Source organism: Pseudoalteromonas sp. McH1-7 (assembly GCF_013366255.1).
GTDB lineage: Bacteria > Pseudomonadota > Gammaproteobacteria > Enterobacterales > Alteromonadaceae > Pseudoalteromonas > Pseudoalteromonas peptidolytica.
Genome location: NZ_JABWPQ010000011.1, coordinates 126,898 through 146,946 on the forward strand (window position 1 = coordinate 126,898; position 20,049 = coordinate 146,946).

The 20,049-nt window shown below is 42.3% G+C and carries 21 protein-coding genes; 9 read left to right on the forward strand and 12 right to left on the reverse strand.

Annotated features, from left to right (window positions below):
- Positions 1-115 precede the first annotated feature (115 nt).
- A complete protein-coding gene (locus tag HUZ36_RS09890; RefSeq protein WP_176032727.1) occupies positions 116-610 on the forward strand; it encodes a peptidylprolyl isomerase in 495 nt (164 codons plus the stop codon).
- A gap of 241 nt (positions 611-851) precedes the next feature.
- Complete coding sequence (locus HUZ36_RS09895; protein WP_176032728.1) at positions 852-1,580, forward strand: UDP-2,3-diacylglucosamine diphosphatase; 729 nt, start codon at positions 852-854, stop codon at positions 1,578-1,580.
- Positions 1,581-1,638: 58 nt separating this feature from the next.
- On the opposite strand, the gene HUZ36_RS09900 is transcribed toward HUZ36_RS09895, so the two are convergent.
- Positions 1,639-1,815, reverse strand: coding sequence for a hypothetical protein (locus HUZ36_RS09900; RefSeq protein ID WP_161972732.1), 177 nt, complete (start codon positions 1,813-1,815; stop codon positions 1,639-1,641).
- 376 nt (positions 1,816-2,191) lie between these two features.
- A complete protein-coding gene (gene miaE, locus HUZ36_RS09905) occupies positions 2,192-2,980 on the reverse strand; it encodes a tRNA isopentenyl-2-thiomethyl-A-37 hydroxylase MiaE (protein WP_176032729.1) in 789 nt (262 codons plus the stop codon).
- Positions 2,981-3,190: 210 nt separating this feature from the next.
- Here miaE and HUZ36_RS09910 point away from each other — a divergent pair, with 210 nt between their 5' ends.
- Positions 3,191-3,790, forward strand: coding sequence for a Yip1 family protein (locus HUZ36_RS09910; protein WP_128730984.1), 600 nt, complete (start codon positions 3,191-3,193; stop codon positions 3,788-3,790).
- A gap of 167 nt (positions 3,791-3,957) precedes the next feature.
- On the opposite strand, the gene HUZ36_RS09915 is transcribed toward HUZ36_RS09910, so the two are convergent.
- From HUZ36_RS09915 to pspA, 8 genes are all read right to left on the reverse strand, one after another.
- The gene (locus HUZ36_RS09915; RefSeq protein WP_125253549.1) at positions 3,958-4,302 is read right to left on the reverse strand and encodes a 4a-hydroxytetrahydrobiopterin dehydratase; all 345 of its coding nucleotides are present in this window, start codon (positions 4,300-4,302) and stop codon (positions 3,958-3,960) included.
- Positions 4,303-4,312: 10 nt separating this feature from the next.
- Positions 4,313-5,110, reverse strand: coding sequence for a phenylalanine 4-monooxygenase (phhA, locus tag HUZ36_RS09920; RefSeq protein WP_176032730.1), 798 nt, complete (start codon positions 5,108-5,110; stop codon positions 4,313-4,315).
- 254 nt (positions 5,111-5,364) lie between these two features.
- On the reverse strand, positions 5,365-6,543 hold the full coding sequence (locus tag HUZ36_RS09925; protein ID WP_176032731.1) for a trans-sulfuration enzyme family protein: 1,179 nt from the start codon (positions 6,541-6,543) through the stop codon (positions 5,365-5,367).
- A gap of 190 nt (positions 6,544-6,733) precedes the next feature.
- Entirely contained in the window at positions 6,734-7,759 is a 1,026-nt protein-coding gene (locus HUZ36_RS09930) for a TIGR01620 family protein (RefSeq protein WP_176032732.1), read from the reverse strand.
- The gene (locus tag HUZ36_RS09935) at positions 7,756-9,168 is read right to left on the reverse strand and encodes a YcjX family protein (RefSeq protein ID WP_176032733.1); all 1,413 of its coding nucleotides are present in this window, start codon (positions 9,166-9,168) and stop codon (positions 7,756-7,758) included. Before HUZ36_RS09935 ends, HUZ36_RS09930 begins: the two co-directional genes overlap by 4 nt.
- 48 nt (positions 9,169-9,216) lie before the next feature.
- Entirely contained in the window at positions 9,217-9,618 is a 402-nt protein-coding gene (pspC, locus tag HUZ36_RS09940; RefSeq protein WP_125253544.1) for an envelope stress response membrane protein PspC, read from the reverse strand.
- A complete protein-coding gene (pspB, locus tag HUZ36_RS09945; protein WP_125253543.1) occupies positions 9,615-9,848 on the reverse strand; it encodes an envelope stress response membrane protein PspB in 234 nt (77 codons plus the stop codon). The genes pspC and pspB overlap by 4 nt, the downstream gene beginning before the upstream one ends.
- Positions 9,849-9,924: 76 nt before the next feature.
- Entirely contained in the window at positions 9,925-10,584 is a 660-nt protein-coding gene (gene pspA / locus HUZ36_RS09950; RefSeq protein ID WP_125253542.1) for a phage shock protein PspA, read from the reverse strand.
- Positions 10,585-10,767: 183 nt separating this feature from the next.
- On the opposite strand from pspA, the gene pspF reads away from it, so the two are divergent.
- Genes pspF through HUZ36_RS09980 form a run of 6 tightly spaced genes read left to right on the forward strand, consistent with a single transcriptional unit; the run spans position 10,768 to position 17,138 of the window.
- On the forward strand, positions 10,768-11,859 hold the full coding sequence (pspF, locus tag HUZ36_RS09955; RefSeq protein ID WP_176032734.1) for a phage shock protein operon transcriptional activator: 1,092 nt from the start codon (positions 10,768-10,770) through the stop codon (positions 11,857-11,859).
- Positions 11,859-13,469: an ABC transporter substrate-binding protein gene (locus HUZ36_RS09960; RefSeq protein WP_147390251.1), complete on the forward strand. Its 1,611-nt coding sequence runs from the start codon at positions 11,859-11,861 to the stop codon at positions 13,467-13,469. The genes pspF and HUZ36_RS09960 overlap by 1 nt, the downstream gene beginning before the upstream one ends.
- A 1-nt stretch (position 13,470) precedes the next feature.
- The gene (locus HUZ36_RS09965) at positions 13,471-14,505 is read left to right on the forward strand and encodes an ABC transporter permease (RefSeq protein ID WP_147390250.1); all 1,035 of its coding nucleotides are present in this window, start codon (positions 13,471-13,473) and stop codon (positions 14,503-14,505) included.
- Positions 14,492-15,385, forward strand: coding sequence for an ABC transporter permease subunit (locus tag HUZ36_RS09970; RefSeq protein WP_125253538.1), 894 nt, complete (start codon positions 14,492-14,494; stop codon positions 15,383-15,385). Before HUZ36_RS09965 ends, HUZ36_RS09970 begins: the two co-directional genes overlap by 14 nt.
- The gene (locus HUZ36_RS09975) at positions 15,385-16,392 is read left to right on the forward strand and encodes a peptide ABC transporter ATP-binding protein (protein ID WP_147390249.1); all 1,008 of its coding nucleotides are present in this window, start codon (positions 15,385-15,387) and stop codon (positions 16,390-16,392) included. Before HUZ36_RS09970 ends, HUZ36_RS09975 begins: the two co-directional genes overlap by 1 nt.
- Positions 16,377-17,138 (forward strand): ATP-binding cassette domain-containing protein, encoded by a 762-nt coding sequence (locus HUZ36_RS09980; protein ID WP_176032735.1) that lies wholly within the window; start codon positions 16,377-16,379, stop codon positions 17,136-17,138. The genes HUZ36_RS09975 and HUZ36_RS09980 overlap by 16 nt, the downstream gene beginning before the upstream one ends.
- A 421-nt stretch (positions 17,139-17,559) precedes the next feature.
- Here HUZ36_RS09980 and HUZ36_RS09985 read toward each other — a convergent pair whose 3' ends face one another.
- Positions 17,560-19,470, reverse strand: a complete 1,911-nt coding sequence (locus tag HUZ36_RS09985; RefSeq protein WP_176032736.1) for a SurA N-terminal domain-containing protein — start codon at positions 19,468-19,470, stop codon at positions 17,560-17,562.
- Positions 19,471-19,647: 177 nt separating this feature from the next.
- Positions 19,648-19,920, reverse strand: a complete 273-nt coding sequence (hupB, locus tag HUZ36_RS09990) for a nucleoid-associated protein HU-beta (protein ID WP_125253533.1) — start codon at positions 19,918-19,920, stop codon at positions 19,648-19,650.
- Positions 19,921-20,049: the final 129 nt, after the last annotated feature.

The following is a 20,049-nucleotide window of genomic DNA, read 5'->3' on the forward strand; positions in this document are numbered from 1 at the left end:
ATGGCGTTTTAAGACAGTTTTTTGATTTTTTACACCGATTATTACGGAATGCTTTTTCACACCCGCTTAGTTGTTATAAAATAGAGTTTTAACATTCAACACAATGGACACTAACATGGTTGTTTTAGAAACAAATCACGGCGAAATTCGCATTAATCTTTTCGCTGACAAAGCACCAGAAACGGTTGCAAACTTCTTAAATTACGTAAACAGCGACTTTTATAACGGCACTATTTTTCACCGCGTTATTGATGGTTTTATGGTTCAAGGTGGTGGATTTGCACCAGGCATGGAACAAAAGCCTGTTGAAGCACCAATTAAAAATGAAGCAAACAACGGTGTTGCGAACAAAGTAGGTACACTTGCGATGGCACGTACCCCAGATCCACATTCAGCTACTGCACAATTCTTTATCAACGTGAATGACAATGACTTCCTCAACTTCTCGAGCGAAACGTCGCAAGGTTGGGGCTACTGTGTATTTGGCGAAATCGTTGAAGGCATGGACGTAGTGAATAAAATTAAAGGGGTTGCGACTGGCTCTGCTGGCTTCCACCAAGACGTACCACTGGAAGATGTAATCATCGAAAAAGCGTACGTTGCTGAGTAATACCTGTTCGCTTAAACAAATACTCTACTTTGAAGCGAGAAAATCTTGTCGATAATACCGCAACTTCGCCCTTCTATCGGCAAGATCCTTACATCTATGTAGGGAAAGAAAGAATTTTTAACGCAGTTAGCGTCAGATTTACGTCTTCAAATTGAACATGTATTAAGACTAATTGATATAACATCACCACTTTTTTGTTCAAGGCCAGTGCGTATGCTGGCCTGCGTAGTTTTGAGGTCACATGGGTAAAACCTACTTTATCGCCGACTTACATTTAACCGAACACCGCACAGATATCACCGAAGCGTTTTATGCGTTTCTTGACCACCATATGACAGTGGGCGTCGACGCACTGTACATTCTGGGGGATTTTTTTGAAGTGTGGATTGGAGACGATGAAAAGGATCCATACGCCCTAAGGATTGCACAAAAAATAAGTGCACTAAGCGACTTAGGTATTAAAGTATTTTTTATTCATGGCAATCGTGACTTTTTAATCAAGCAAGATTTTGCCAAAGCCTGCAATATGACTTTATTGCCTGAGCAAGCAGTCATTAACCTATATGGTACGCCAACGGTTATTTTACATGGAGACGAGATGTGTACGCAGGATGAAGTGTACCAGCAATTTCGCAAAAAAAGCCGTGGCTGGTGGTGGCCAAGACTAATGCTTGCGATGCCGCTTTGGTATCGCCGCCACGTTGCTGCCAATGCAAGACGAAAAAGCATCGAAAACCAAAAAGGAAAGCCGCCTGAAATCCTCGATGTTACCGAAGAAGCGGTAGCGCAAATGTTTGTTCGGTATGGTGTAAAAAACATGATCCATGGCCATACCCACAGGCCAAAAGTACATGAATATAGTGAAGGGAATGTTCGTACAGTGCTAGGAGACTGGTACTCGCAAAGCTCCTACATTGTTGCTGATGAACATGGTCAACGGCTTATGTGTCACCCATTTAATGGGTCTTAAAAGGCCTACTGCCGGCGTAGTAGACCACTTAATTAAGAAAATTGCTATAACAACAGTCTTACGCTGGTCGTAAGTCTTTTACACAAGAGTAACAAGCAGAGTTATGTGAGTATGGGCAATCCCCCTGCGGGTTTGTAGGTGGTAAGCCAGCACCGCCGATTTGAGGTGTTTGCGCTTTAGGAATAGATTTACCTTCTAGGCTAAGTAGTTTGATTTTCTTTTTCTTAAGTTTCATTTCAATTCCTTAAATTATTATTCTTAATAACAGCTGTTTTGTTACCAGCTGTTACAAAACACTATCAACAACAAAATCAACTGTCAACATACCAGGGACTCAATATTAACAAAAAGATAAAGTTATATTTAACTAGAAAAGGTTGATATACTTTTACTCACAAATTTCTCATGTGATTACTCATGCTGCCAAATGAGATGGATTCAGGATAAATCACTATGCTAATCAGAAACGACATGCTACGTCGCGCCATATTCAAACCTTAGTTTGAATAATAGGCATAGAGGACAAGTCAAGCTAGCTGAATTTCTAGAATGCAATCAAACAACACTAGGAAGTAAGTAAGCCGTAATAAAGCGCACTTACTTCCTTTTTGTTATTGTGCAGCTGGAGCGCCGGAATGAAATTTAAAATCAGGATCGGCTGAGCTTATCAGTTCATTTTCAACTTGACGGAATAACTGGATCCGCCCAGCTACATCACAGCGTTTGGGATCTGTAGCATTGGCAACTTGATGCGCTAAGTCAATGTAATCCTGATAGTGCCTTGCTTCGGAACGTAATAAAGATATATAAAACTTGCCTATTTCTTCATCTAAACACGGAGCCAACTTTGCGAAACGTTCACATGAGCGCGCTTCGATATAAGCACCTATAATCAATTTATCTACTAAGGCCGCAGGTTCAAAAGTACGTATGTACTTGATCATACCGGAAGCATAACGTGATGCCTGAACATACTCAATTGGTATATTCCGAGCTCGTATTATGTCTAATACTTGTTCAAAATGATGAAGCTCCTCTTTTATAAGCCTGACCATTTTGCTGAGAATATCTTGATTGTAAGCATATTCGGGTCTCGCAGTAAGCTCCCCTATCAGCTCATTTTTACTGCCTGAGAAGTCTCCTTCACCAATACCACGATAAATAAAGTCCTCGTAGGGCTGCAACCAGCTCAATAGCGTCTTTGCAGAAGCATCGTCTATTGCATATTTACGGATCAAAAAAGCTGCGCTTTGTGCCGCTTTTAGCTCACAATGCATGTGATCGATAAGCAACAAAGATAAATGCTCGCTTTGACTCGCTTTTTGTATCCAGGTGTGTGGTGTTTCACAACCCAAAAACTGGTTTATTGGTGTCAGTAAATCTGTGTACTTTTCTAGCATAACAACAAAGGACTAATGTGTTTGCGCTATTTTATCATAACTTCTCGCAACAAGGTGCACCATAGAGGGACTCGCTGATAAGTTTTAGATAATTCTGAAAATAGTAATATTGCTATTCTGCTACATTTTCTTGACAAAAATTATCTCATCTCCCATAACTAGATTGAGTTGTACAAAAATAGTACAAACCGATTCATTGAGGGGCTAACTATGATCTTTAATCATCTATGGGGCTTATACGCTCACCCACAAGAAGAATGGCAAACAATCGACAATCGTCACGAAAGCATCTTTTACAGTTTGTCACATATCGCGCTCGTCGCGCTAATTCCCAGTATTATGGGGTACTATTCATCTGTTTATCTTGGTTGGAGCGTAGGCACCGGTGAGCCTGTTTACTTAACCCATAGCTCCGCACTACTGATTGGTGTAGCGATGTATTGCGCACTCATTGTCGGGGTGTTTATTTTGGCCTATCTTGCCCACTGGATGGCTATTACTTTTGGTGCCAACCCTACTTATACACAAACGTTGGAATTGTCAGCATATACTGCAACGCCCATGTTTATGTCAGCATTTGCAGCATTTTATCCAGAGCTTTGGTTTGTGGTCTCTGTTGGTATGGTAGCACTGGCCTACTCAGTATATTTGCTCTATACAGGAGTTCCGATTCTGATGCACATCCCTGAAGAGCGTGGGTTTATCTATGCAAGCTCTGTGGTAACTTGTGGGTTAGTGTTATTAGTAATTATTCTAGCCGCGACGGCCATTCTATGGACAAATGGTATTATTAGCCCTACCTTTACGTAGCGTCTTCTTATTTTAAAGTTGATGCGAAAGCGGTCTATAAGACCGCTTTGCTTTTATCCTAAATTATGAGTAAAACGGCGCTTAGTTTGCGCCGTTTTTTTATGCTGCTCACTTTGGCAAAAAGGCATGGTCGTTGTAACCACACCTTCTGCACTGTCCTTCAGAACTTACAGCGACGCAAAAACCTCATCAGTTTTTGCTGCACAGATAAAGTCATTCTTGTGAAGACCTTTAATAGAATGACTCCACCACGTCACTGTGACTTTACCCCATTCGGTCAGCAAACCTGGGTGGTGACCTTCTTCCTCAGCCATATCACCAACTTTATTTGTAAACGCGAGTGCTTGCTTGAAGTTCTTAAACTTGTATACGCGCTCAAGCTGCATAATGCCATCGCGTACTTCAGGTACCCAATCAGGGATCTGTTTCACGAGAACGGCGAGCTCTTCATCTGATACTTTAGGCGCATCTGCACGACACGCTTCACATTTTTGTGCACTTAAATCAGACATTGATAATTCCTCAACTTGCTAGTTTTTCTTTTGGGGGAAACTTAGGTTCAAATAACCCTAGCTCTTTTGCTTTTTCAACCAACGACATAATATCCATTTTTGATATTTCAAATAAGTCGTTGATCGAGGTAATTGTGTAGTAAACCGGTTGCATAATATCGATGCGATAAGGTGTACGTAATACATCTTGTACTTGCAACGGCTTAATCTCTGGTTTGTCAGAGTATACGTATTGTGTTTCTCCAGGGCTGGATAAAATACCACCGCCGTAGATGCGAAGACCTTGCTCGGTTTGCATTAGGCCAAACTCAACGGTAAACCAGTACAAGCGTGCAAGATATACCCGGTCTTTTTTCTGTGCCGCGTAGCCTAACTGACCATACTTATGTGTAAACTCTGCAAACGCTGGGTTCGTTAGCATGGCACAGTGGCCAAAAATTTCATGGAAAATATCAGGTTCTTGAAGGTAATCGAACTCTTCTCGTGAGCGGATAAACGTTGCTACTGGAAATTGCTTATTCGCGAGCAATCTGAAAAATTCATCAAAATCAATCAATGCCGGCACTGGTGCTACTTGCCACCCTGTTTCTTTCTCAAGTGCTGCATTTAATTCGCTTAACTGCGGGATCCGATCGTGTGGTAGGTTTATTTTTTCAAGCCCAGCTAGGTACTCGTCACAGGCTTTCCCCTTTATACACTCTAGCTGACGCGCAACTAACTCAGACCAGATTTGATTCTCTTCATTCGTCCAAGCGATAACGCCATTTTCATCCGGCTGCTTAGAGACATATTTACTTGCTTTAGCCATTTTTCATTCTCACCTAATTCACTCCAATTAATACTTTCGCAATCTGAGTTGTAGTCCTGTTGAGTAGTTTGGAGTGCTTCAACTTGTGACTTTGATACTAAGTAAAAGTGACATAAAGTTTAATAGGCAAGGCGTTTATCAACTTTTGCACAACCCCTAAAAACGTAAATAAATATGCACACCAGTGTAACATTAAATTTACGCACATACAAAAAAGGGGCTATAACAGCCCCAAAGTAAACTTATTTATACATCTATATTTTATCAAATGCTTGCTTCAAGTCATCAATAATATCTTCGACGTCCTCAAGCCCAACAGAAATACGAATTAACCCGTCAGAGATCCCTGCTGCCAGCCTTTCCTCTTGGCTATACGGAGAGTGCGTCATAGAAGCAGGATGCTGGATCAGTGTTTCAGGGTCGCCAAGACTCACCGCTAGCGTGCATAATTCAGTTGCATTTATAAACTGCTCTCCTTGCTCAATGGAGCCATTTATTTCAAATGCAATCACCCCTCCGGCACCTTTCATTTGCTCTCCAAGATACTGATAACCCGGATGCGAGGGTAACCCTGGGTAATAAACGGTATTTACTTTTGGATGAGCGTCTAAAAACTCTGCAACGGCCTGTGCACTTTGGCAATGACGCTGCATTCGTATTGCGAGGGTTTTTAGTCCACGGTTAATCAACCATGCGTCATGTGGGCTGATAGTCGCGCCAATATCTTTCAATACGGTAAGCTTGATTAATTCGATATGCTCTTTAGAGCCACAAACTAGCCCTGCTACTACGTCACCGTGTCCGTTTAGGTATTTGGTCGCACTATGGACAATAATATCCGCACCAAAATTAACAGGTTTTTGCAGTAGTGGGGTCATAAATGTATTATCAACAACAAACAACATCCCATGCTGTTTGGTGACCTCCCCCAACATTTTTAAGTCTATAACTGTCATGTTAGGGTTGATTGGAGTTTCAGCAAATAGCAGCTTTGTATTTTCCTTGACGGCATCACGCAACGCATCCTCGTCGGTCAAGTCAACAAAAGAAACCTCAATACCAAACCTTGGTAGCATATGCGCGAATAATGCAAAACTACAGCCATACAGTGCGCTTGATGCAATCAGATGGTCGCCTTGCTGCAAAAAGCTCAGTACAGATGCCGAAACAGCCCCCATACCTGTAGCTGTTGCCGCAGCGTCTTCCATTCCCTCAAGTCGAGCAACTTTTTCTTCCAACTCTCTTGTTGTTGGGTTGCCTAAGCGAGTATAGATATAACCGGGCTCTTCACCGGCAAACCTTGCAGCTCCCTGCGCCGCATCTTTAAAATGGAATGTTGAAGTTTGGTACAATGGTGCGGTTAACGCCCCATGCGGGTCATCAAAATGATTAGGTCCGTGAATACACTGACTGTCATCTCTTAATTTTTTCATATTGTCCTGCTGATTTTATTATTGCTAACCAAATAAGCACGTTAGTGAATTAATTAGCGTAGTTTTTTTGTCATGGTCAATATTTAGGGTAGTTTGGAGCAATAAACAAGCATGCCAGATGGGGAGATGGCTAGTTCACTGGTTGTGACTAGCCAGTTTTACTTAAAGAGGTGTATAAAATTGTTGCCGTTTAATCTTTTTTACTACGTCTTAGTAGCACATCAACAACTGAGCTAATCGCACTTTTCAACAGGCTTTGTTTGTGCTCCAAACGTGGTAACGGACGACAAAGCTCCATTGCCTTATACCCTAGTCGAGCAGTAAATATCCCTGCGCTTAGCCCTTGTGCTGAACGAGTAGAGAGCTTACCAAGTAATTCTGCGCCTACACTGGTTGCAGCAAGGTCGCTTACCAGTTCACTCGCGCCAACAAACACCATTTGCTTGAGCAGCATTTTGTATAATGTAATGCGACTACGATAAGCCAATCGAATACCATAGTGCTTGCTGACCTTTTCTACCAGCACGACTCCACGCCAAAGCACCGCCAACATGTCCACAAGCGCAAGTGGACTTAGAGCAACTAAGAGTGCTGATGTTGTTGCATGCTCTTGAATTAGTCTTTTAGCTTCAGCATCTTGCTCCCGCAGCAAGGTTTTTTCATATAAGGTGATGATTTCTTTGTCTGTATGATGGGATTGTAATGCCTCTTCAAACGCCGTAACCTTTTGCTCTGGATGCACTTTTAACAAGGGTGTGAGCCACGCTCTTGCTTCACCGATCTGGTCACTTTGTAACAAACGCTGTGCATCATGCTTAATTTGCTGATGTTGTTTGAGTTTGCTAAGTGCGACGGCTTCCGAAAATAAGAACTTGAATAGTGCGAGTAAACCAAGAGACAACACGGTGGTGTAAAGCGCAAATAGTAGGATATTTTGCTCATAGCTCTCAATCAAAGTCAGTGCCGCTTCAACAATAATAAGTACTAATAACGCCAGAAAAAAACACTGTTTAAACCCAAATCTCCAAGGCGACTCGTAGATGCGTTCAATTTTGGGCAGTTCCGGCTCAGGCACTGTCTCAAAGCTACTAGTTACCAGCAGTTCATCGTCAAGGACTTTGCCTTCACCACCCAAATGCTGAAATTCATCTTGGCTTTGCGTGTCGATATTTAAGCGCCTACCCGAACCTTGATAGGGTTTTGTTTGATCGGTCATCTTAACTTATCTCCAATTAAGAACTGTAAAGCATGATCAAGCCTAATATGCGATAAATTTCCGTGCTTAGCAGGCAGGGGTTCAAACGCTATGAACTCAAAGCCCCCTTGAGGCCAAGCATTTGCTTTTGGGATATGGTCTGGCGGTGTCGGTGGCACATAATTGATAAACTGCTGCTCGCCGACCGGCTTACCATAAATACATTGCACATGTTGTCCCCCCTCCTTCACCGCTCTAGACTCAACACTTCTCACCGAAGAAAGCGACATGGTATCAACCGTTACCCCATTGAAGCGAAGCTCATTGGCACTGTCCACCAGCATTTCATTTAACAACCTTGTTAAATTGGATTGCTGCTCGTTCAAAACGCCATCACACTTATTGGCAGCAAATAGGACTTTGTCTATTTTTGGATTAAATAAGCGAGATAACAAACCGCTTTTACCATGAGAAAACATGGCTAAGATCTGCTTTAACGCAACTTCTTGCTCTTTCAGTGTGTCATAACCATCACTTAGACTCCCCAGTAAGTCAACTAATACAACTTGGCGGTCAAACTGGCAAAAATAATCTTTGTAAAATGGCGCGACCACTTGCTTTTTGTAGGCTTCAAAACGCTCAACAAGCTGTTGATATTGTGAATGCTCGGTAATCTCATTTGGGTGGCTTTGTACTGGGAAAAACAGCAGTATGGGTGCCCCCTCAAGATCACCTGGGATCAACGCCCTACCCGGTTGCAAATTAGATAAACGGGTGTCTCGCTGCAGCTGTGCTAAAAGCGCATGGTAACTTTGTGCAAGCATTTTTAGCTTATTCTCATCCACCGCTTGCGTACTATCAAACTGCTCAACTTGCTGTAAAAATGTTTGTGCAAATGGCTGGTATTTTGGTTTTTTTAGTAGCGCAAACTGCTGCTCACACCATTCGGAAAAAGTCATTTTTAACAGCGGTAAGTCCATTAGCCACTCACCAGGATAGTCATATAACTCAAGATACAGGGTATGAGTTTGCGCTAAATGCTGTTTCAGACCAAGCTCACTATGATACCTAAACGCCAGTGTTAACGTATTGATGCGCTTAGTTGATGCAGGCCACGTTGGCAATTCTTCCAGTAAACAGCTTATGGCTTGCTGATAATCAAAAGTAGGTACTGCTAGCGCTTTTTGTGGCTCAGGACGACATGCCACAAGACGACCTTCACTCACCACATCAAAGAAAGGTAAATTATCTGTGCTGGTTTGGGTTGTGAGATGTTTAATAAGTGCCGTAATAAATGCGGTTTTACCACTGCCGCTGAATCCAGTCACTGCAAGTTTGATATGCTTATCAAAAGAACGGTGAAGCGTTTTTTTGGCTTGTTGTTTTAGCTTATCTAGGGAAGATGGGGTACGAAAGCGTGACGTAGTCATAAATAGAAAATTGCCCCTTTAGAAAATGCCAAGGCGGCTAAAACCGCCTTAAAGCTTGTCGATTTCTCTGCTAACCGTAAATTCAGGGGAAGTTACATAGCGTTCCATATTCTGAATGCGGCCATCAAGTCGTGATAGTCTGTCTTTCAGGTCATAAAGTGCCTGTCTTGGCGGTTCACCTTTTTGCCATACCTTAAACTTCACTGATACCTTATCTTCATCTTTCGCATCAGGTGAACGATTTGGCATCATTTCACGCTTATCTAAAATAAACCAGCAAGCCACATACACGACGATAAATAATGGACCACCAGAGAGTAGCACAGCTGTGATGAATAAAATCCGAACAAGCCACAACTCCATATTAAAGTAGTCACTAAGCCCTGCGCATACTCCGGCTACCTTTCCGCGACTCGGATCACGATATAGTTCTCGCTTTGATCTACTCATAGCTTGCGTCTCCATTGTGGCGACTCTTGATCAAGTAGAGCTTCCAGCGTTTCAACACGCTCTGCCATTTTCTCCGCCTTGTTAGCCAGCTCTATCAATTGACGATGTTCATGCTCACTCAACCCTTGACTGACCTGCTTTTTACTACGGTAATGTAAAATCAACCAAAGCGGTGCCACAATGATCATAAAAATAATCAGCGGAGCCATTAAAACTTCTGCATCAAACATAATTCTCTCCTGCCTTCAACTTGGCTGTTATTATTGTAGTTGGTTGGCACCTACCTAATAGTAGGTGCAGCTATTTTCACTTTTCAGCCATTTTCTTTTTCAGCTGCTCAAGCTCATCATCGATTTTTTCGTTCTTTTGTAAATCGGCTATCTCATCTGCAAGAGATTTTTTACCAAGATCATAAGACTCAATTTGTGACTCTAGACCATCAATTTTGCTCTCATAACGCTCAAAGCGATTCAAGGCATCATCTACTTTACTGCTGTCTAGTGCTTTTTTCACCTCTAATCGAGACTCAGCTGAGCGTTGGCGCAGTACAATCGCCTTTTGACGCGCTTTAGCATCCGCTAACTTATCTTGAAGTGTACTCACTTCCTGTTGCAGCTTTTCAATGTGCGTATCGACATGTGCTAACTCTTTTTCAAGGGCAGCCACATCCTCTGCAGACTTTTGCTTCTCAAGTAAAGCGGCACGCGCTAAATCTTCACGCTCTTTGCTCAGTGCAAGTTCGGCTTTAGTTTGCCAATCATCTACTTGTGCTTTGAGCTGATCAAGACGGCGTGTTAACTCCTTTTTCTCAGCTAAAGTTTTTGCTGAGGTCGATCTTACTTCAACTAGTGTATCTTCCATTTCTTGGATGATCAGGCGAACCATTTTTTCCGGATCTTCTGCTTTATCCAAAATCGCATTAATATTAGAATTCACTATGTCTGCAAAACGAGAAAAAATTCCCATAGTGGTTACCTCTTTGGTTAATAGCTAAATTGCTTACTAACTATGTATCAAATAGCTTGCCAACTTTATCAGATTTAAAAATACAATAAAATCATGTGGTTATTTTATTTTTAAAAGTCCTTTAGTTATCCTGTTTTTTGAAATACACTAGTTATTAGCAAAAATAACTAAGAGTTAGGCAATATGAGCCGTTTCCGTCAACAGGATAATCTATTAGGTCAATCCGACAGCTTTTTAGCGGTGTTAGATAAGGTATCTCAGTTAGCCCCGTTAGAAAAACCAGTATTAATTATCGGTGAGCGCGGTACAGGTAAAGAGTTAATTGCGGCTCGCCTGCACTATCTTTCTGAGCGTTGGGATCAAGAGTACGTCAAACTTAACTGTGCAGCGCTAAACGAAAACCTCTTAGAAAGTGAATTATTTGGCCATGAAAGTGGTGCTTTTACCGGTGCAAGCAAACGCCATGAAGGCCGCTTCGAACGAGCTAATGGTGGTACCTTATTTTTAGATGAGCTTGCTAATACCTCCGCTATGGTGCAAGAAAAACTGCTTCGCGTTATCGAATATGGTGAATTTGAGCGCGTAGGTGGTAAACAAACGGTAAAAGTCGATACTAGATTAGTATGTGCAACCAATGAAGATTTGCCAACACTTGCAGATGCGGGAGAGTTTAGACACGACTTACTTGACCGCCTAGCCTTTGATGTAATAACACTGCCTCCATTAAGAGCCAGAAAAGAAGATATCCTGCTACTTGCTGAACATTTTGCAATTAATATGGCGCGGGATTTGGGCTGGGAATTATTCAGTGGCTTTACTAGAAAAGCAATTGAAAAACTGTTGGACTATCCATGGCCTGGTAATATTCGCGAACTTAAAAATGTAATCGAGCGCAGCCTGTACCGCCATGGTAACGACCAGATACCGGTGCATGACATTATATTCGACCCATTTGCAAGCCCCTTTAGACCGAGTCAACGCATTAAGGCACCTTCTACTCAGTCTACCATCCCTCAAAGTCAATCTATAGAGTCGACTGTGGTAGCAGAGCCGCTTGTTAAGCAGACTGTGGAGCACGAGCTGAATTTCACTTTTCCTTGTGATTTAAAATCACTCTCTAATGAGTATGAAATCACAATGTTGCAAAAAGCACTTGAATTTAGTCAATTTAATCAAAAGAAAACTGCACAAAATCTCGGTTTGACGTATCATCAACTTAGAGGGTATTTGAAAAAATACAACCTGTTGGATCAAAACCAAAAACAAGAGGCCTAGTGGTGCGTATATGGTTTTTTGGTGTGTTGTGTACTGCGCTATTTGGCTGTACAGACCAGACACCAAATAAAGTGAATGATAAGTCGCAAGGCTTGGTATATTGTGCAGAAGCAAACCCTGTGTCATTTAATCCGCAAGTGACCACAACAGGGTCGACGATAGATATTATTGCCAATCAGCTTTTTGATACTCTGATCAGTATCGACCCAAACACAGGGGAGTTTTTACCAGAGCTTGCTAAGTCTTGGCAGGTGAGCGCAGATGGAAAGTCATTTACGTTTACGCTAAGAGATGATGTTCACTTTCACGACACCTTGTATTTTACTCCCACGCGAACAATGAACGCAGATGATGTCGTGTTTTCATTTAATCGCCTATTTGACGTATACAATCCTTACCATTTTATTGGTGATGCAAACTACCCCTATTTTCAGAGTATTGGACTAGATCAACTTATTCGCCAAGTAAAAAAAGTGGATGACTACACAGTACGCTTTGACTTGTTTAATGCCGAAAGTAGCTTCTTATCGAATATTGCCACTGATTTTGCCGTTATTTTGTCTAAAGAATACGCAGATCAACTGATCTCTTTGGAACGCAAACAAGATTTCGATCAAAAACCTATCGGTACAGGCCCATATAAATACCGTGAGTTTATGCGCGATAACTTAATTCGCTACTACCGGAATGAACAATACTGGAAACATCCTGTGTACATGAAACAGTTGGTTTATGATATTACAACCAACGGTACGAGTAGAATTGCAAAAATGCTTACCAAAGAGTGTGATATCACCGCTCATCCGAGCGCAACACAACTCACGGTACTTGAACAACGCAAAGACATTGATGTTGAAAAAGCCGCCAATCTCAATATTGGGTACTGGGCTTTCAATACAGAAAAACCGCCATTTAACGACCCACTAGTACGAAAGGCATTAGCTCATAGCATTGATTTTGAGAAAATCATGCAAGCTGTGTTTTACAATAATGGAATTATCGCTCGTTCAATCCTCCCCCCCTCGTCATGGGCGTTTCGAGCACAAGCAAACATGCCTTCATACGACCCACAAATTGCAAAAGCATATTTAAAGCAAGCTGGGTTCGAAGATGGCTTCACGATGACTCTATGGGCAATGCCTGTGTCGAGAATTTATAATCCTAATGCTCGCAAAATGGCTGAGCTGATCCAACGAGACTTGAGAGACATTGGAGTGACGGCGAGAATTGTTGAATATGAATGGAATACGTTTATTGAACGTGTTGGTCGTCACGAGCACGACAGCGTGCTGTTAGGTTGGGCGGCAGATACTCCCGACCCTGACAACTTTTTCAGTCCGCTGTTAAGCTGCACAGCTACATTCAGTGGCAAAAATCCTGCAAATTGGTGCAATCCAGAGTTCGACTTATTATTGACACAAGCCCTCGATACCAATGACATGGAAGCACGTAAGCATTACTACCGACAAGCACAAGAGATGGTTGTTGAGCAACTGCCTTTGGTTCCCATTGCCCATGGTTTGCGTTTTCAAGCGACTAGCTCTGATATTGAGGGGGTTTCTTTGCGGCCTTTTGGTGGTATTTCTCTAGCAAAGGCAAGGAGAGACTAAGATGTTTGCAAAATATGCTTACAGGCGTATTAGTCTCCTGTGCTTTATGCTCTTTACCCTAACAGTGTTCACCTTTTCACTCAATTACTTGTTTCCAGGGGAGCTAATTACGAACTTCAGTGGTGAGGTGAATTCAAGTTATGCCCAAACACAGGCCCTGGTCGAAAAGTACCGAATCGAAGATAATATTATTGTTCAATATGGTGCCTTTATGGCACGGATGTTTGAAGGTGACTGGGGGTTGTCACTCTCTTCAGGCCAACCTGTACTTGGCCATGTTAAGTTATTGTTCCCTGCAACTTTAGAGTTATGCCTGTACGCATTAACTGTCGCTGTAATAATTGGTGTGCCTAGTGGTGTTATTGCCAGTGCATACCATAAAAAATGGCCTGACAAGATTATTAATTCCCTTAGCTTAATGGGCTTTTCTATCCCCGTATTCTGGCTTGCGTTGCTCTTAATTATGGTGTTTTGCCTTGGCTTAGGTTTATTTCCCATGTCTGGGCGCATTGGCCTGTTATATGAAATACAGCCAGTCACACACTTTATTCTTATCGATATTTATTTAGAGGGCTTTCCATACGGTGGAGCCTCGTTTTGGGATGCAATTCATCATTTAGCACTTCCAACCACCGTACTGGCTATGTACCCAACGACCGTACTTATTCGTTTTACCCGCGATTCAATGTTAGATGTACTTGATCAAAATTATATCAAGACTGCCCGAGCTAAGGGTCTAAATCGCAGTCAGCTTATCCTTCACCATGCACTTAGAAATGCCCTACTGCCTGTGATCAAGCAAATTGGCCTGCAATTTAGTACACTGATTACATTAGCCATGATAACAGAAGTCATATTTTCTTGGCCTGGTCTTGGTCGCTGGCTCATCGAGAGTATCTATCAACGTGATTATCCAGCGATACAAGGGGGCTTATTGGCTGTATCCTTTTTTGTCATTATTGCCAACATGATGTCAGACCTTGTTCACTCTTTACTCGACCCTATCGCAAGGAATCAAGCGCATGGCAAAATTTAGTTTGTTTACTGAGGAGTCTAATCGCTCTCCCTTATTCAGGCTTTGGCGAAAATTTCGCTCAAACCATGTTGCATTAGTAGGCCTTTGGTTATTTTTGGCTCTGACAGTTTTGGCACTAACTGCACCTTTAATCGCGCCATACGGCGTCAATCAACAACATGCAGATGCCTTGCTCCTTCCTCCGTCTTGGCATGATGACGGTGATGTACGATTTATTCTCGGAACTGATGACCTTGGTAGAGATATTCTATCGCGACTGATGAATGGCGCGACCTATACATTCGGTCTGTCAATTATCGCAGCACTCGTGACAACAGCGCTTGGCGTAGTGCTCGGTACACTCGCAGGAGCCAGTCGAGGACTAAAATCTAGTCTATTAAACCATTTGCTTGACATCACTCTAGCGATCCCATCCCTATTATTGGCGATTATCATTATCGCTATTCTGGGTCCAGGCCTTATGAATACCGTATGGGCAATTATCTTTGCATTGCTTCCGCAATATATTCATTCGATTCGAAATCTTGTGGTGGCTGAGCTTGGTAAAGACTACATTATCGCCTTTAAACTGGATGGTGCAAACCGTTGGAGGTTGCTGGTTCGTGGCATATTACCTAATATCTATGAGCATATTGTGGTAATATTTACCATGGCGCTGTCGACTGCGATACTGGATATTGCAGCTTTAGGCTTTTTAAAATTAGGCGCTCAGCCTCCCTCCACTGAGTGGGGAGCTATCCTTCAAGAGAATTTGAGTTTGATATATCTCGCACCGTGGACCGTGGGACTACCAGGCGTTCTTTTATTCATCGCGGTATTATCCACCAACCTTGTTGGCGATGGTTTACGTGAAGCTTTAAAAAATCGGAAGGCCGATTAATGCAATTGTTAGACATTAAGAACCTTACTATTGAACTTCGTACCGAAGATGGCGTTATTAGAGCGGTTGATAAGGTCAATCTAAGCCTAAAAGAAGGCGAAGTACATGCGCTAGTCGGAGAGTCCGGCTCGGGTAAAAGCTTAATTGCTAAGGCCATTGTGGGTGTACTTAATCAACGTTGGACAGTAACTGCTGACAGAATGCACTGGCGAGGTGTCGACTTAATGCGACTTTCACCGGAAAAGCGCCGTAAAATTGTGAGCCAAGATATCGCGATGATTTATCAGGAACCAAGCCGAAGCCTGGACCCTCTGGTGAGCATTTTCGATCAAATCGCTGAATCTATTCCTGACAGCGCACTTAAAGGCGGCTTTTTCGGTCGTCGCAAAGCTCGCAAAGAAAAGGTACGCGCTTTGTTACATAAAGCAGGTATTAGAGACGATAAAAAGATTTGTAGTAGTTACCCGCATGAACTGTCTGAGGGAATGTGTCAGAAAATAATGATAGCCATGGCAATTGCGAGGAGTCCAAAATTACTGATTGCTGACGAGCCTACAACAGCACTAGAAAGCACAGCCCGAGCGCAAGTATTTAGGCTATTAAAAGCTTTAAATCAGCTCAAAAACATGTCAATTTTAATGATTTCTCACGAGCTAGAGGAGATATCTGACTGGTCACATGCTATGCACGTACTGTATTGTGGCCAGATGGTAGAGGCAGGCCCTACCCGTGCTATCTTTAAGCAACCACTGCATCCATATACGCAAGCGCTGGTAAAAAGCTTGCCTGATTTTGGTCAAGGGCTCGGTCATAAAGAGCCATTTTATGCGCTAAAAGGCACTATTCCACCTTTACAACACCTACCAATTGGATGTCGATTGGGGCCTAGATGCCCACAAGCACAAAAAGAGTGTGTGGTAACACCAAGACAAAGTCGCTCTCACGGCCACAGTTATGCCTGCCACTTTCCACTCATTAAGGTGAAGCAAAAATGCAGCCCGTCTTAAAAGTACAATCTCTCAATAAATCTTATGTTTCGCGCCAAGGTCTGTTTAAGCGCCACTCTATGAAGGTGCTTAGGGACGTTTCATTTGCATTGGCACCCGGACAAACATTGGCAATTATCGGAGAAACAGGCTCAGGTAAAAGTACCCTAGCAAAAGTGCTTGCGGGTGCCGATATTGCAGACTCAGGGCAAATACTACTCAATGGGCAAATAGTCGAAGACAGTGGCGTACGAGAACATGATTGCCGCACTATTCGCCTTATCTTCCAAGACCCTACCCGTTCGTTGAATCCAGGACTTACAATCGGCGACATGCTTGATGACTGCTTGCAATATAATACTGAACTTACCGAGGATCAAAGGTATAAGAAAATCAGGATAACGTTAAGTCGAGTAGGCTTGCTTGGTGAACACATTGACTACTACCCTCACATGTTTAGTGGCGGGCAATTACAGCGCGTAGCATTAGCAAGAGCGTTAATACTAGACCCAAAAGTATTGGTATTAGATGAAGCGTTATCATCTCTTGATCCATCGGTTCGAGCGCAAACCGTTAACCTTCTACTTGAACTGCAAGCCGCAACAGGTTTAGCTTATGTCCTTATTACCCATCATTTGAGCTTAGTGCGTCATATGAGCGATGAGATACTAGTATTAAATCGCGGTAAAGTAGTTGAATATGGTGAAACCGAGAGTGTATTTAGTACACCTAAGTCTAAAACGATGCAAAAACTCCTCTCAGCCTGAGCCACTTCAAATACAAATATGGTAATAGTCCCCAGCTACTGCCATATTTTTATCTCAATGTAATGACTTTAGTGCTGCATGTTTAAATACAGCAAAATTATACCAATTATCTTAATTGAGTGGCCTATTTTGAGACGAGAAAATCTTGTCGATAACTCCGCTACCGCGTCCTGCTATCGCTTTGGTACCTACATTCATGTAGGCAAGGCAAAAATTTTGCTATGTAGTTCTTCTAAATAGGAAATTTTTAACGCTGTTAGCGTCAGATTTATTCCTTCAAATTGGTATAAGTATTTAGATTAATTGATATAAATGTACTTTGTATCAGCTTTGCTTTCTAGAATTAATAAGATACTCCGTTAGATCACATTTATATACATAAAAAAAGCGCCAACGCGGCGCTTTTTTCATTATTGAGTTGCTATTGCTGCTCAGCTAATTGTAGCTGTGGCCTAATTACTTCGGCTTTAGCTTCAAGTGCTGCCAGTAGCTCTAAATAATTTTTATTAGCAAATGAGGAAGTGATTGATTGTTTCTGCTGCGGATCTATCTGTCCATCCACGTCTGGAGTGGTTACTGATTTAAGCACCACAAATGCAGCATCACCATTACCTAATTCAACCAACGCAGGGTAAGATTGCGCAACACCAGGTTGAGGAAGTTTAAATGCTTCAGTTGCAATCGCAGGAGGAACATCATAGCTTCTACGCTGCAGCTCATTGACACTTTTAACCTCAATGTTTTGTGCTTTGGCAATGTCTGCCAGTATCGTGCCATTTTGCAATTGCTCAAACAGTGATTGAGCTTTCTCAGTAATCAAGCTTGATGCTTTCTCAGCAACTAGCTGTGCTTGAATTTGCTCACTGACTTCTTCTAGCGGTTTAGTGGCCGCAGCTTTATGATCCGAAACACGTACAACGACAATGTGTTCTGGCGCAACCTCTAAAACTTCTGAATTCACTCTGTCTTCGATTAATTCAGGAGTAAAAATAGTATTATTTATAGCTGGCATGTTTAATGGCTCAGGAAGCGCATTACGGCTTACTAACTCGGTAGACTTAACTTCTACGCCAGCAACTTCTGCTGCATCTTGAAGGGAGTCCGCCATTTCAAAGGCCAATTCAGCAACCTGAGTTTGTTTTTGGTAGAAAGCATCTATTTTAGCTGCCTTTTCAAGCTCAGCACGCAACTCATCTTTAACATCATCAAAAGATTGGGCCTGTTGACGTTGAATATCAGTCAGCTTAATGATGTGATAACCAAACTCAGATTCAACCACCTCTGATACATCACCTATTGCTGCAAGCGAAAACGCTGCGTCTTCAAATGCAGGGTCCATCATCTCTCGTTCAATCCAGTCTAAATCACCACCTAGTTCTGCACTGACAATATCATCTGATTTTTCTTCTGCAAGAGTTGCAAAATCAGCACCGCTATTTAGCTCCGCTAGCAGCATGTCTGCTTTTTCTTTTGCAGCTGCAGCATCTTCACCCAAATCTACTAAAATGTGTGAAACGCGACGCCTTTCAGGCTCTAGATACTGGTTCTTTTGTTCTTCATAGTATGTTTTAACGGCCTCTTCAGTAACAGGCTCAGCAGGCTCTAAATCTTCTGCTTTCAACTCAATATAGTTCACAGCCACCAACTCCGGTGCTTGGAACTGATTCTGATTTAGATCATAGTAGCTCTGAACCTCTTCTGGTGAAACTGAGACTTCATCTTTTACTAAATCTTTACTTAAGACGGCATAATCGATTGCACGGGTTTGCTGCTGTAACGCAAGAGAATGTTGTAATTCATTTTCTAATACAAAGTCACTGCCAGCTACCGCAGAGATAAGTTGTGCTCGTGTCATTTCATCGCGTAAATACTCACGGAAGCTGTCAGGTTGAAAATTCATCTGGCGAATAACTTGGAGGTAACGGTCATTGCTAAACTCACCACCGATTTGGAAGTAAGGCATCTCAACAATCGCTTTTTTTACCTGCTCATCACTCACTCGAAGACCAAGTTCCTTTGCCAGTTGTGACTGTAGTTCTTGCTGTACTAATTGATCTACAACACCTTGGCGGATTTGTGCCATGTAATTTGGATCTGCTGCTATTTGCGCAAAATACTCACCAAACTGCTGCTCTAAACGTGCACGCTCATTCGAGTAAGCACGTGAGAACTTTGTCTGCGAGATCTTTATTCCATTGACTTCTGCGACAGGTTGCTCAGTGGTTTGACCTAGGTAACCACCGATCCCTGCTAACGCAAAAGATAAGATGACTAAACCTAATATGATTTTAGCCGCAGGGCCCTGTGAGCCTTCTCTGATCTTTTCAAGCATTTATTGTTTCTCTTATCTAAGTCAAAGCACATAAGCACTTTGTATTGCTAGATTTGGGTTAAGCATCACACCACCGCCACGAGGTTTGAGGTGGTATAAAAAAAGCGTATCTTAGCAGATACGCCTTTTATCTTGAAGCAGTTCGCGATGACTCTGCATCGCCTAATCCAAAATGAATTAGTTTACTGCGTCTTTAAGCGCTTTACCCGCTTTGAAAGATGGGATGTTAGCTGCTGCGATTTGAATAGTCTCACCAGTTTGTGGGTTACGACCAGAACGTGCAGCGCGCTCACGTACTGAGAAAGTACCAAAACCTACAAGTGCAACAGAGTCACCTTCTTTAAGTGCACCGGTTACCGACTCAATGAATGAATCTAGCGCACGACCAGCAGCCGCTTTAGAAATGTCAGCATCAGCTGCGATTTGATCGATTAATTGAGATTTATTCACAATATCATCCTCTTCCATAGTTATTATCAAAAGTTACTTCTATCTGATAACTTTTGCTATTCATTTAGAGACATCACAGCGACTCTCTAATTCTCGAAATCTTTCTCAAGCCTAGTGATTACGGGGCTT